The following is a 13,854-nucleotide window of genomic DNA, read 5'->3' on the forward strand; positions in this document are numbered from 1 at the left end:
CCGCCGACGCGGGCGCTGCCACACTTTATCTGTATGGCGATCTCGGCGCGGGTAAAACCACCCTGAGCCGAGGCTTCCTGCACGCGCTGGGTCATCAGGGAAACGTGAAAAGCCCAACCTACACGCTGGTTGAGCCTTACATTCTGCCCGACAGGCGGGTCTACCACTTCGATCTTTATCGGTTGGCCGATCCTGAAGAGCTGGAGTTTATGGGCATTCGTGATTATTTCACCGATGATGCGCTTTGTCTGGTCGAATGGCCGGAAAAAGGCGCTGGCGTGCTGCCCGCGCCGGATATTGAACTGCACCTCAGTTATCAGGGAGAGACGCGCAAGGCTGAGGTTATCGCCTGCTCCAGAACGGGTGAAAAGATGGTGCAACAGATCGCGACAAATAAGGATGGGCAATGAATTTGCGTATGAAGTTTGGCTTAGTACTGACGCTTTTATTGAGTTCGTTTTTCAGCACGGCAGCAAATTTATCAGATATCAAAGTGTCCAACGGCAGCAGCAGCGCGACCGTTACGCTCAGCTTTAGTGGGCAGCCAGTCTATGCTTTTTTCCCGTTGAGCAATCCCAGTCGTGTCGTGCTGGACGTACGGCAGAGCGGCGTTATTCAGGGGCTACCGCTAAACTTCAGCGGCGAGAACATCGTTAAGCGCATTCGCTCCAGCACGCCAAAAGATAATCAGAGCATTCGGCTGGTGTTTGAACTCACCCAGCCGGGGAAAACCCGCGCGGTCACGCAGCGCAGCGGCAACGCTTACAACGTGGTGTTTACTATCAACGGCTCGCGCGCCACCGCGGCGAAACAGCCGGTTGAGGTTTCTCCCGCACCTGCTCCGACGCCTTCATCGCCAGCCGAAAACCCGTTCAAATCAAATCCGGTTACGGCTGTCAGCAGTGGTAACGAGGTTGTCAGGCCCGGCGCTACCGCCAGCAAGGGCAACGATTCAGTGATTGTAGCCATCGATGCCGGGCACGGCGGGCAGGACCCTGGCGCGATGGGGCCGGGCGGGCTGAAAGAAAAAAATGTCACCATTGCCATCGCGCGCAAGCTGAAAGCGTTGCTGAACGCCGATCCGATGTTTAAAGGCGTGATGACTCGCGACGGCGACTACTTTATCTCTGTGATGGGCCGCTCGGACGTGGCGCGTAAGCAAAATGCCAATATGCTGGTTTCCATTCACGCCGACGCCGCGCCAAATCGCAGCGCGTCCGGCGCATCCGTTTGGGTGCTCTCTAACCGGCGCGCCAACAGTGAGATGGCAAACTGGCTGGAGCAACATGAGAAACAGTCCGAGTTACTGGGCGGCGCGGGCGATCTGCTGGCAAACAGCCAGGCCGATCCTTACCTGAGCCAGGCCGTGCTCGATTTGCAATTCGGCCATTCGCAGCGCGTGGGTTACGACGTTGCTGTAAAAGTTATCGCTCAACTCCAGCGCGTCGGATCGCTGCACAAGCGTCGCCCTGAGCATGCGAGCCTTGGGGTGCTGCGTTCACCGGATATCCCTTCACTGCTGGTTGAAACCGGCTTTATCAGTAATCCTTCGGAGGAGCGACTGCTTGGCAGTAGCGCATACCAGGAGAAAATTGCCGAGTCGATCTACAAAGGACTCCGCAACTACTTCCTGGCGCACCCGCTACAATCGCTCCCAAAGGAGGAAAACCGACCGTTGCAGTCCGCAGCGGCGGTTAGCGTAGAGCCCAACCCCGCGCCGGCGAATACGCAATATACCGGCGCCACCCAACGCCACGTGGTTGCGCGTGGCGAAACGCTGTCTGGTATTGCAGCGAAGTACGGCGTGAGTATGGCGACGCTGCGTGATCTGAACGCCCTTAAACGCGATGTGGTTTGGGTCGGTCAGCGTCTGAAAGTGCCTTCTGGCGGCACGCCGGTCAGCGCGCCGAAAAAAGCGGCGCGGCACAAGGTGGTTCAGGGAGATTCCCTCACCGCCATTGCCGCGCATTACGGCGTAAGTGCGAAGTCGATCCAGGAGGCGAACAATATGAAAACGCAAAACGTCATGCTGGGTCAGACGCTGAAAATACCTACATCGTAATCCACCGAGGAATCGTTATGCCCATTCAGGTGTTGCCTCCCCAGCTCGCCAATCAGATCGCCGCCGGAGAAGTGGTCGAGCGGCCAGCGTCAGTGGTCAAAGAGCTGGTAGAAAACTGTCTGGACGCGGGGGCGACGCGCATCGATGTTGAGATCGAAAAGGGCGGCGCAAAGCTGATCCGCATTCGCGACAACGGCTGCGGCATTACTAAAGATGAGCTGGCGATGGCGCTGGCCCGCCATGCAACCAGTAAAATTACCTCGCTGGATGACCTGGAGGCGATTGTGAGCCTCGGTTTTCGCGGCGAAGCGCTGGCGAGCATCAGCTCGGTTTCCCGCCTGACGCTGACTTCACGCACGCAGGCGCAAAGTGAAGCCTGGCAGGCGTACGCGGAAGGACGCGAAATGGCGGTGACGGTAAAACCGGCGGCGCACCCGGTCGGCACCACGCTGGAAGTGCTCGATCTGTTTTACAACACGCCCGCCCGCCGCAAGTTCATGCGTACGGAGAAAACGGAGTTTACGCACATCGATGAAATCATCCGGCGTATCGCGCTGGCGAGGTTTGATGTCGCGTTCTCACTGACGCATAACGGCAAGCTCATCCGACAGTATCGCGCCGTCAGCGAGGCGAGCCAGCGGGAGCGGCGACTGGGTTCAATCTGCGGTACCGCTTTTCTGGAGCACGCCCTGCGCATTGAATGGCAGCACGGCGATCTCAGTCTGCATGGCTGGGTTGCCGATCCGGCCGGTTCGCGCGCAATAACTGATTTACAATATTGCTATGTAAACGGGCGGATGATGCGCGATCGGTTGATCAATCACGCCATTCGCCAGGCGTATCTGGATCGGCTGGGCGACGATCATCAGCCCGCCTACGTGCTTTACCTCGAGATTGACCCGCACCAGGTTGATGTCAACGTACATCCCGCCAAGCACGAAGTGCGCTTTCATCAGTCAAGGCTGGTGCATGATTTTATCTATCAGGGCGTAGCCACTGCCCTACAGGAAACCGTACCGTCCGGCACGTCGCCCGCGCGGGCGCAACCGGAAAATCGCCCGGCGGCGGGCGGCAACCACTTTTCGCTGCCGGTCACGCCGGCTGCGCCGCGCGCTGCAACAGGGGCGTCTCAAGGCGGCGGCGCGCAGAAAGGTTTTGGTGCTCAGCGTCAGGAGCAGCCCACCTACCAGAAACGCGAAGGCGCGCTTTATCAGCAACTGATGAAAGTGGGTGACAAAGCCGCATCGCAGGAGCCTGCGCCTTCCCCTGTCGCAGAGGCGCCGCTGGCTGGTCACCAGCAGAGCTTTGGCCGCGTGCTGAGCGTGGTGCAGAACGGCTTCGCGCTGGTTGAAAGGGGCGACAGGCTGGCGCTTATTTCGCTCGCCGTTGCTGAGCGCTGGCTGAAACAGGCGCAGCTTGAACCCGGCGAAGACGGACTCAAGCCGCAGCTGCTGCTGATCCCACTGCGTATGAAGGTCGACAAAACCGATCGCGATGCGCTTGCCCGCTTTCATTCGTTACTGGTGAAAATGGGCGTTGACGTTGATATTGATGGACATCACGTCACGTTGCGCGCGGTGCCTTTACCATTGCGCCAACAAAATTTACAAATCTTGATTCCAGACCTGTTAGGCTATTTAGCCGGACAGCAGGATGTGACAGTTTTGCAGCTGGCGCAGTGGCTGGCGCGTCATTCGGCGATTGAACATCCGCACTGGAATCACTCGCAGGCGATTGCGCTGCTGGCAGAGGTTGAAAGACTTTGTCCGCAACTGATGAAATCGCCGCCTTCTGGCCTTTTACAGTATATCGATCTGGAACCGGCGTTGAACGCCCTGAAGCATGAGTGAAACATCCAAGGCTGGCCGACCAAAGGCTATCTTTTTAATGGGGCCAACGGCTTCCGGCAAAACTGCGCTGGCGATGGCCTTACGCCAGCGGTTGCCGGTTGAGTTGATTAGCGTCGATTCCGCACTTATCTATCGGGGAATGGACATCGGCACGGCCAAGCCTTCCGCAGAAGAGCTGCGGCTTGCGCCCCATCGTTTACTGGACATTCGCGATCCCGCTGAGGCTTACTCAGCCGCGGAGTTTCGTCGTGATGCGCTGGTTGAAATGGCGGAAATTACCCAACGCGGGCGAATTCCGCTGCTTGTTGGCGGTACCATGCTCTACTACAAGGCGTTACTGGAAGGATTGTCGCCATTGCCCCCGGCCGATCCTGAGGTGCGTCAGCGTATTGAGCAAATGGCGAGCGAGCGCGGGTGGGACGCGCTGCACCGTCAGTTATGTGAAATAGATCCCACGGCAGCGAATCGTATTCATCCGAATGATCCGCAGAGACTCTCGCGAGCACTGGAAGTTTTTTTTATTTCGGGTAACACTTTAACGGAACTGACTAAAACTTCAGGCGAGGCGTTGTCATACGATGTGACTCAATTTGCGATTGCCCCTTTGGAGCGCGAACAGCTCCATCAACGTATTGAACAGCGTTTCATGCAGATGTTGGCGTCAGGATTTGAAACGGAGGCTCGGGCGCTTTTTGCACGAGAAGATTTGCATACGGACCTGCCTTCCATTCGTTGTGTCGGCTATCGCCAGATGTGGTCATATCTGGCTGGCGAGATCGATTACGATGACATGGTTTATCGAGGAATTTGCGCAACCCGGCAATTAGCGAAGCGTCAGATGACCTGGCTACGCGGTTGGGACGGTGTTCACTGGCTCAATAGCGAACAACCTGACGCCGCGCTGGTCAGAGTATTACAGGTTCTTGATGCGAACACTGGGTGAATGTGTACAATTGGTACGTTATCCTGCGCAATTTTTTACGCTGTATTTCAGGGCCGACAGGTTCTTAAGCAACAAACAACAAGCATATAAGGAAAAGATAGAATGGCTAAGGGGCAATCATTGCAAGACCCGTTCCTGAACGCACTGCGTCGCGAACGGGTTCCGGTTTCGATTTATTTGGTAAACGGCATCAAACTTCAGGGTCAGATTGAGTCGTTTGATCAGTTTGTAATTTTATTAAAAAACACGGTGAGCCAGATGGTATATAAGCACGCTATCTCAACCGTAGTTCCGTCCCGGCCGGTCTCCCATCATAGTAATAATACGGGTGGCGGAAGCAATAACTATCATCACGGTGGCAGTAATCAGGGGGCGTCTTCGCAGCCTCAGCAAGACAGTGACGACACAGAGTAAGTGTGGATTTTACCCGGCGGGGGCGTGATCGTTCCCGACCAGGTATGTCTTAAGCCGGTTTTTACAGGCAAAGCGGCAGAATATTATGCGGCTTTTACTTAACGAAACGCGCAATTTGAATCTGATTTCCACGCAGTATGGCCATCGTGTAGCAGGTTTAACAAGGTTCTGAGAGGTTTTAAGTTTGTTTGACCGTTATGATGCCGGTGAGCAGGCCGTACTGGTGCACATCTATTTCTCTCAAGACAGAGATATGGAAGATCTTCAGGAATTTGAAACCCTGGTATCTTCTTCGGGTGTCGAGGCGCTGCGAGTGGTAACAGGCAGCCGCAAATCCCCCCATCCTAAATATTTTGTTGGCGAAGGGAAGGCCATTGAAATCGCCGAAGCGGTGAAAACATCCGGCGCTTCCGTGGTGCTCTTCGATCACGCCCTTAGTCCGGCGCAGGAGCGTAACCTTGAGGCACTGTGTCAGTGCCGCGTTATCGATCGTACCGGGCTGATCCTGGATATTTTTGCCCAGCGGGCGCGTACGCATGAAGGTAAATTGCAGGTCGAGCTGGCGCAGCTTCGGCATCTTGCCACGCGCCTGGTACGCGGCTGGACGCATCTCGAACGTCAGAAAGGCGGTATCGGCCTGCGTGGGCCGGGCGAGACGCAGCTTGAAACCGACCGCCGTTTGCTGCGCAATCGCATTACGTTAATCCTTTCCCGACTGGAACGCGTTGAAAAGCAGCGTGACCAGGGACGACAGTCGCGTAACAAAGCCGATGTGCCCACGGTGTCGCTGGTGGGTTATACCAACGCTGGTAAATCGACGCTGTTTAACCGTCTGACCTCGGCCGACGTTTATGCCGCCGATCAGCTCTTTGCCACTCTGGATCCCACGCTCCGCCGTGTTGACGTCGCAGACGTCGGCGAAGTGGTACTGGCGGACACGGTTGGGTTCATCCGCCATCTTCCGCACGATTTAGTTGCCGCCTTTAAGGCCACGCTTCAGGAAACGCGCCAGGCGGCGCTGCTGCTGCATGTGATTGATGCGGCCGATAACCGCGTTGATGAAAATATCAAGGCGGTCGATATTGTGCTGGAAGAAATTGAATCTGACGAGATCCCTTCACTACTGGTAATGAATAAAATCGATATGCTGGAAGATTTTGTCCCGCGTATCGATCGCAATGAGGAAAATATTCCGGTTCGCGTCTGGCTTTCAGCGCAAACGGGCGAAGGGATTCCGTTGCTGTTTGAGGCGCTCACCGAGCGGCTGGCCGGCGACATAGCACAGTACGATTTGCGTTTGCCGCCTGAAGCCGGGCGATTGCGCAGCCGCTTTTATCAGCTTCAGGCTATTGAAAAAGAGTGGAATGAAGATGACGGCAGCGTGGGTTTGCATATCCGCATGCCTGTCGTTGACTGGCGTCGCCTGTGTAAACAGGAACCGACGCTGGTGGAATACATTGTTTGACTGATTTTGCCTGATACGCGTATCCCGGTTTTGGGATACCACCGCATACACAATTAATGGAGTATAAACATGGCGTGGAATCAGCCCGGAAATAACGGACAGGACCGCGACCCGTGGGGAAGCAGCAATAATCAAGGCGGCAACTCTGGGGGAAATAAGGGAGGGCGCGATAAAGGGCCACCCGATTTGGATGATATTTTTCGCAAGCTGAGCAAAAAGCTTGGCGGCTTTGGCGGTGGTAAAAACGATAGCGGCAGCGGACAGCGTACACCGGGACGCGGCGGACGCGTGCTTGGGATCGTTGTGGTGGCGGCGGTAGTAATTTGGGCCGCCAGCGGCTTCTATACCATTAAGGAAGCGGAACGCGGCGTGGTCACGCGCTTTGGCAAATTCAGCCATTTGGTGGAGCCAGGCCTGAACTGGAAACCCACCTTTATCGATCAGGTCCGGGCGGTTAACGTTGAGGCCGTACGCGAGCTGGCGGCATCCGGCACCATGCTCACCTCGGATGAGAATGTGGTGCGCGTGGAGATGAACGTTCAGTATCGCGTGACCAATCCTGAACGCTATCTGTTCGCTGTCACCAGCGCAGATGACAGCCTGCGTCAGGCCACTGACAGCGCGCTGCGCGGCGTAATCGGCCGTTCTTCAATGGATCGCATCCTGACCGAAGGCCGTACCGTGGTGCGTAGCGAAACCCAGCGCGAATTGGAAGAAACCATTCGTCCTTATGATATGGGCATTACGCTGTTGGACGTGAACTTCCAGGCTGCGCGTCCGCCGGAAGAGGTTAAGGCCGCATTTGACGATGCGATTGCCGCGCGTGAAAACCGCGAGCAGTACGTACGTGAGGCGGAAGCCTATGCCAATGAGGTCCAGCCGCGTGCGAACGGTCAGGCACAGCGTATTCTTGAAGAAGCGCGTGCATACAAATCGCGCACCGTTCTGGAAGCGCAGGGTGAAGTGGCGCGTTTTGCCAAGCTCCTGCCGGAATATAAAGCCGCGCCGGAAATCACCCGTGAACGTCTCTATATTGAAACAATGGAACGCGTGCTCAGCCACACCCGCAAGGTGCTGGTTAACGATAAAGGCAACAACCTGATGGTGCTTCCGCTCGATCAGCTCATGCGCGGTCAGAATGACGCAGGGGCCGGTGCTGCGCGCGACAACAGTTCCAGTCTGCTGCGGCTGCCGCCTGCTTCCGGCGGCAATGAACGCGCCAGCGGAAGTTCGTCGTTCAGTCCGGGCGACATCATGGATCAGCGCCGGGTAAACGCTCAGCGCAACGATACCCAGCGCCAGGGGAGGGATTAATCGATGCGTAAACCATTGATCGTATTATTAGTAGTTGTACTGGTGCTGCTTTACGCGTCACTGTTTGTTGTTCAGGAAGGCCAGCGCGGCATTGTGATGCGCTTCGGCAAAGTTCTGCGCGATGGTGAAAACAAACCGCTGGTTTATGCGCCCGGCCTGCACTTTAAGATCCCTTTCCTGGAATCGGTAAAGTCACTGGACGCGCGTATCCAGACCATGGATAACCAGGCGGATCGCTTCGTCACCAAAGAGAAAAAAGATCTGATTGTCGATTCTTACATTAAGTGGCGCATCAGTGACTTCAGCCGTTACTACCTGGCAACGGGCGGCGGCGATGTTTCTCAGGCGGAAGTGCTGCTGAAGCGTAAGTTCAGCGACCGTCTGCGATCTGAAATTGGTCGTCTCGACGTGAAGGATATCGTTACCGATTCGCGTGGACGGCTGACCACTGACGTACGCGACGCGCTGAATACCGGCACGTCAGGTAAAGATGACGAGGTTGCAACGCCAGCTGCCGACGACGCCATCGCCTCTGTGGCCGCGCGCGTTGAGCGTGAAACCACCGGCGACGCGCCGAAAGTGAATCCTAACAGCATGGCTGCGCTGGGCATCCAGGTCGTAGACGTACGGATCAAGCAGATCAACCTGCCTACTGAAGTGTCAGACGCCATTTACAACCGTATGCGCGCCGAACGTGAAGCCGTTGCTCGCAGCCAGCGCTCGCAGGGGCAGGAAGAGGCCGAGAAACTGCGTGCGGGTGCGGATTACGAAGTGACCCGCACGCTGGCGGAAGCGCAACGTACCGCGCTGATTACGCGTGGTGAAGGCGATGCAGAAGCTGCTAAGCTGTTCGCTGATGCGTTCAGTCAGGACCCTGACTTCTACGCCTTTATCCGTAGTCTGCGCGCCTACGACAACAGCTTCCAGAGTAGTCAGGACGTCATGGTTCTCAGCCCGGATAGCGATTTCTTCCGCTTTATGAAATCGCCCTCTAACGCCACGCGCTAAGAATCTGCTATAAATTGAAGGCCGGATAATCCGGCCTTTTTTTTTGTATTTATCGGATAATTAAATGAACCCAACCATTTGGATGGCGCTGGCGTTGGTGCTGGTTTTAGAAGGTTTAGGGCCGATGTTATTGCCGCGCATCTGGCGTCGGATGATACTCGCGATGGCGCAGCTTCCCGATACGGTGCTTCGTCGCTTTGGCGGCGGTTTAGTGGTGGCAGGCGCGGTGATCTACTATATGGTTTCGGCACGAAACGGCGGGTAAAAACAGAGCGGTTCACCGGTTTTAGCGGCTCTGCAATTGCCAGGTTATTCGCGGTGCTACGGGCAAAAAAGTCGCCAATTGACGGTTAAAACAGCTGAAAGAGACACTTTACGGTGTTAGAATCCATTTTTAAGCAATCGGTGATTTTGAGAAATGGGTAAGAACGTCGTCGTACTGGGCACCCAATGGGGTGACGAAGGTAAAGGAAAGATAGTTGATCTGCTGACTGAGCGTGCTAAATACGTTGTGCGCTACCAGGGCGGTCATAACGCTGGCCATACGCTAGTCATCAACGGTGAAAAAACCGTACTCCACTTAATTCCCTCTGGCATCCTGCGCGAAAATGTAACCAGCATCATCGGTAACGGTGTTGTGCTTTCGCCTGCTGCGCTGATGAAAGAGATGAAAGGTCTGGAGGATCGCGGCTTCCCGGTACGTGAGCGTCTGTTTATTTCTGAAGCCTGCCCGCTTATTCTTGAATATCACGTTGCGCTGGACGTGGCGCGCGAAAAAGCGCGCGGCGCGAAAGCTATCGGCACCACCGGTCGCGGCATCGGCCCGGCTTATGAAGACAAAGTCGCCCGTCGCGGCCTGCGCGTTGGCGATCTGTTCAATAAAGAGACGTTTGCCGATAAGTTGAAAGAGGTGATGGATTATCACAACTTCCAGCTGGTGAATTACTACAAAGAAGAGGCCGTCGACTATGACACGGTGCTCAGCGATATCATGGCTATCGCCGATATCCTCACTGGCATGGTGGTTGACGTCTCTGAACTGCTCGACGGCGCACGCCAGCGCGGCGATCTGATTATGTTTGAAGGCGCTCAGGGCACGCTGCTGGATATCGATCATGGCACTTATCCTTTTGTCACCTCTTCAAACACCACCGCGGGCGGCGTGGCAACGGGTTCCGGTATCGGCCCGCGCTACGTAGATTACGTGTTGGGTATTGTTAAAGCCTACTCAACCCGCGTCGGTGCAGGCCCATTCCCTACTGAACTTTTCGACGAAACCGGCGAGTTCCTGTGTAAAAAAGGTAATGAGTTTGGCGCCACTACCGGCCGCCGTCGCCGCACCGGCTGGCTGGATGCGGTTGCCGTGCGTCGTGCCGTGCAGATCAACTCACTGTCTGGTTTCTGTATGACCAAACTGGACGTGCTGGATGGCCTGAATGAGGTAAAAATTTGCGTGGCGTACCGCATGCCTGATGGCCGGGAAGTCACCACCACGCCGCTGGCGGCAGAAGGCTGGGAAGGTATTGAGCCGATTTACGAAACCCTGCCGGGCTGGAGCGAAAACACCTTTGGCGTGAAAACGTTGGAAGGGCTGCCACAGGCGGCGCGCGACTACATCAAGCGCGTTGAAGCGCTTACCGGCGTGCCGGTCGATATCATCTCAACCGGCCCGGATCGCAGTGAAACGATGATCCTGCGCGATCCTTTTGATGCATAACGCTGCTACTGAGGCCGGGTTTTCCCGGCCTTTTGCTTATTGCGTTGTTTTCCCGCCGATGATTTTCCAAATAAACGAGGCCTGACGGCAGAGGCTGGTTTATTATCATCAATAATATTCCTGTTAATTATCAAATAGCGGCAGCTACCGCGTTATATATCGCGCTTTGAGGTCATCGTGCAGCTAACCAGTTTTACCGATTATGGATTACGAGCGCTGATTTTCATGGCCACTTTGCCGCCGGGCAAACTGACCAGCATCACCGAGGTGACTGAAACCTATGGCGTATCGCGTAACCATATGGTCAAAATTATCAATCAACTTAGCCGGGCAGGTTACGTGGCGGCCGCGCGCGGTAAAAACGGCGGGATTAAACTTGGCAAACCGGCGTCGGAAATTGTGATTGGCCAGGTGGTGCGCGATATGGAGCCGCTCCAGCTGGTTAACTGCCACAGCGATTTTTGCCACATTACCTCAGCCTGCCGCTTAAAAAAGGCGCTGAACGAGGCGGTACAGAATTTTCTTGCCATATTGGATGGTTATACGCTGGCCGATATGATTGAAGACAATCAGCCGCTCTATCACTTGTTGTTGGGTGAACGTCCTTCACTCAGCATCTGATGACAACGGAGGAACCGACATGTCACAAGATCCATTTAAGGAACGGGAAGCGGAAAAATACGACAACCCCATTCCCAGTCGTGAATTTATCCTTTCCCATCTTGATAAACGTGAAAAACCGGCCAGCCGCGAAGAGCTGGCCGAAGAGCTGTCCATCTCTGATGAAGAGCAGATTGAAGCACTGCGGCGTCGCCTGCGCGCGATGGAGCGCGATGGACAGTTAGTCTTTACTCGCCGCCAGTGCTATGCGCTGCCGGAGCGCCTCGATCTGCTGCGCGGTAAAGTTATCGGCCATCGCGACGGTTTCGGCTTTTTACGCATCGAAGGCAGCAAAGACGATCTTTACCTCTCTGCCGAGCAGATGAAAATGTGTATGCATGGTGACGTGATCCTGGCGCAGGCAATGGGCGCCGATCGCAAGGGCCGCCGCGAGGCGCGCGTGGTTCGCGTGCTGGAGCCGCGTAACAATCAAATCGTTGGTCGCTACTTTACCGAGGCGGGCGTTGGCTTCGTGGTGCCGGACGATGGTCGTCTCAGCTTCGATATTCTCATTCCGCCCGAGTCGCTGATGAATGCCCGCATGGGCTCTGTGGTGGTGGTCGAGCTGACCCAGCGTCCTACCCGCCGCAGCAAAGCCGTCGGTAACATTATCGAAGTGCTGGGCGACAATATGGGCACCGGCATGGCCGTTGAGATGGCGCTGCGCACCCATGATATTCCGCATAGCTGGCCGCCGGAGCTTGAGCAGCAGATCGCTAAGCTGAAAGAAGAGGTGCCGGAAGAGGCGAAAGCAGGGCGCGTGGATCTGCGCGATCTCCCGCTGGTGACCATTGACGGCGAAGACGCTCGCGACTTTGACGATGCCGTTTTCTGTGAAAGAAAACGCGGCGGCGGCTGGCGTCTGTGGGTGGCCATTGCCGATGTCAGTTACTATGTGCGTCCCGGCACGCCGCTGGATGACGAAGCGGTGAACCGCGGCACCTCGGTCTACTTCCCCTCTCAGGTTGTGCCGATGCTGCCTGAAGTGCTCTCCAACGGCCTGTGCTCGCTCAATCCGCAGGTGGATCGCCTGTGTATGGTATGCGAAATGACCATCTCCGCTACCGGCAAACTCACCGGCTACAAGCACTATGAAGCGGTAATGAACTCCTGGGCGCGCCTGACCTATAACAAAGTGTGGAGCATTCTCCAGGGCGATCAGGCGCTGCGCGAACAGTATCAGCCGCTGGTGAAAGATCTCGAAGAGCTGCACCGTATGTATCTGGTGCTGGATAAGGCGCGCGAGCAACGCGGCGGCATCTCGTTTGAAACGGAAGAGGCGAAGTTTATTTTTAATGCCGAACGCCGTATCGAGCGCGTGGAACAGGTTTCTCGCAACGACGCCCATAAGCTGATCGAAGAGTGCATGATCCTTGCCAACATCGCTTCTGCGCGCTATGTCGAGAAAAACAACGAACCGGCGCTGTTCCGCGATCACGATCGTCCGAGCGAAGAGAACGTAAAAAGCTTCCGTTCCGTGTTGAACGAGCTGGGCCTGTCGCTGGGCGGCGGCGCCAAACCGCATCCGCTGGATTACGCGGAGCTGCTGACGCAGATTGCGCATCGGCCCGATCATGAAATGCTGCAAACCATGCTGCTGCGCTCGATGAAACAGGCGGTTTACGATCCAGAAAACCGCGGCCATTTTGGCCTGGCGCTGGCGTCCTATGCGCACTTCACCTCGCCGATCCGCCGCTATCCCGATCTGCTGCTGCATCGCGCCATCAAATATCTGCTGGCGAAAGAGAACGGGACGCTGAAGGGCGAAACCACGCCGGGCGGCGGCTGGCACTACGATCTGCAACAGATGTTGCAACTGGGTCAGCACTGCTCTCTGACCGAACGGCGCGCGGATGAAGCCACCCGCGACGTTGCCGACTGGCTGAAGTGCGACTTTATGCAGGACCAGGTGGGCGAAACCTTCAGCGGCGTCATCTCCAGCGTCACCGGTTTCGGTTTCTTCGTGCGCCTGACCGATCTGTTTATTGACGGACTGGTTCACGTCTCCACGCTGGATAACGATTACTACCGCTTCGACGCGGTGGGTCAGCGGCTGGTGGGCGAGTCCGGCGGCAAGTCCTGGCGCCTGGGCGACGCGGTAGAAGTGCGTGTCGAGGCCGTGCACATGGAAGAGCGCAAAATCGATTTCGCGCTGATTTCAGGCGGACGCAGGCCGCGTAGCGAAGGCAAGACCGAGCGCGAACGGACGAAGAGAGGCGCCGCAGCGCCAAACAGCGGCAGACGCCGTCGCGAGCAGCGCAAAGGGAAAAACTTCGAACCTGACAGCGCGTTTCGCGCGCCGAAAGAGAAAGAAAATGCGACCGCCGGACGGCCCGAAAAAACCAAAAAGCCGTCGGACAAAACCCGCAAAATTGCGCAGGCCACGCGTTCGAAGCGTGCTGCGAAGAAAGCTGAATAAGC

General features: G+C 56.2%; 12 protein-coding genes. All 12 read left to right on the forward strand.

Annotated features, from left to right (window positions below):
- Nucleotides 1-410: tRNA (adenosine(37)-N6)-threonylcarbamoyltransferase complex ATPase subunit type 1 TsaE (gene tsaE, locus GS12_RS04885; protein WP_034944437.1), on the forward strand; the 410-nt coding region annotated here is incomplete at its 5' end.
- Nucleotides 407-2,062: an N-acetylmuramoyl-L-alanine amidase AmiB gene (amiB, locus tag GS12_RS04890; protein ID WP_034944440.1), complete on the forward strand. Its 1,656-nt coding sequence runs from the start codon at nt 407-409 to the stop codon at nt 2,060-2,062. The genes tsaE and amiB, both read left to right, overlap by 4 nt.
- Nucleotides 2,063-2,079: 17 nt before the next feature.
- Nucleotides 2,080-3,912, forward strand: coding sequence for a DNA mismatch repair endonuclease MutL (mutL, locus tag GS12_RS04895; protein WP_034944443.1), 1,833 nt, complete (start codon nt 2,080-2,082; stop codon nt 3,910-3,912).
- A complete protein-coding gene (gene miaA, locus GS12_RS04900) occupies nt 3,905-4,855 on the forward strand; it encodes a tRNA (adenosine(37)-N6)-dimethylallyltransferase MiaA (RefSeq protein ID WP_034944446.1) in 951 nt (316 codons plus the stop codon). Before mutL ends, miaA begins: the two co-directional genes overlap by 8 nt.
- 102 nt (nt 4,856-4,957) lie before the next feature.
- A complete protein-coding gene (hfq, locus tag GS12_RS04905; RefSeq protein ID WP_034911711.1) occupies nt 4,958-5,269 on the forward strand; it encodes an RNA chaperone Hfq in 312 nt (103 codons plus the stop codon).
- Nucleotides 5,270-5,453: 184 nt separating this feature from the next.
- Nucleotides 5,454-6,734, forward strand: coding sequence for a ribosome rescue GTPase HflX (gene hflX / locus GS12_RS04910; RefSeq protein ID WP_034911713.1), 1,281 nt, complete (start codon nt 5,454-5,456; stop codon nt 6,732-6,734).
- Between the two features lie 69 nt (nt 6,735-6,803).
- Nucleotides 6,804-8,048, forward strand: a complete 1,245-nt coding sequence (gene hflK / locus GS12_RS04915; protein ID WP_034944450.1) for an FtsH protease activity modulator HflK — start codon at nt 6,804-6,806, stop codon at nt 8,046-8,048.
- Between the two features lie 3 nt (nt 8,049-8,051).
- Nucleotides 8,052-9,056, forward strand: a complete 1,005-nt coding sequence (gene hflC / locus GS12_RS04920; protein WP_034944465.1) for a protease modulator HflC — start codon at nt 8,052-8,054, stop codon at nt 9,054-9,056.
- Between the two features lie 64 nt (nt 9,057-9,120).
- Complete coding sequence (locus GS12_RS04925) at nt 9,121-9,321, forward strand: DUF2065 domain-containing protein (RefSeq protein ID WP_034944468.1); 201 nt, start codon at nt 9,121-9,123, stop codon at nt 9,319-9,321.
- A 153-nt stretch (nt 9,322-9,474) separates the two neighbouring features.
- On the forward strand, nt 9,475-10,773 hold the full coding sequence (locus GS12_RS04930) for an adenylosuccinate synthase (protein ID WP_034911722.1): 1,299 nt from the start codon (nt 9,475-9,477) through the stop codon (nt 10,771-10,773).
- A 177-nt stretch (nt 10,774-10,950) separates the two neighbouring features.
- Nucleotides 10,951-11,394: a nitric oxide-sensing transcriptional repressor NsrR gene (gene nsrR, locus GS12_RS04935; RefSeq protein ID WP_034944471.1), complete on the forward strand. Its 444-nt coding sequence runs from the start codon at nt 10,951-10,953 to the stop codon at nt 11,392-11,394.
- Between the two features lie 19 nt (nt 11,395-11,413).
- Entirely contained in the window at nt 11,414-13,852 is a 2,439-nt protein-coding gene (gene rnr / locus GS12_RS04940) for a ribonuclease R (RefSeq protein ID WP_034911728.1), read from the forward strand.
- Nucleotides 13,853-13,854: the final 2 nt, after the last annotated feature.

This window comes from Erwinia oleae (genome assembly GCF_000770305.1).
GTDB lineage: Bacteria > Pseudomonadota > Gammaproteobacteria > Enterobacterales > Enterobacteriaceae > Erwinia > Erwinia oleae.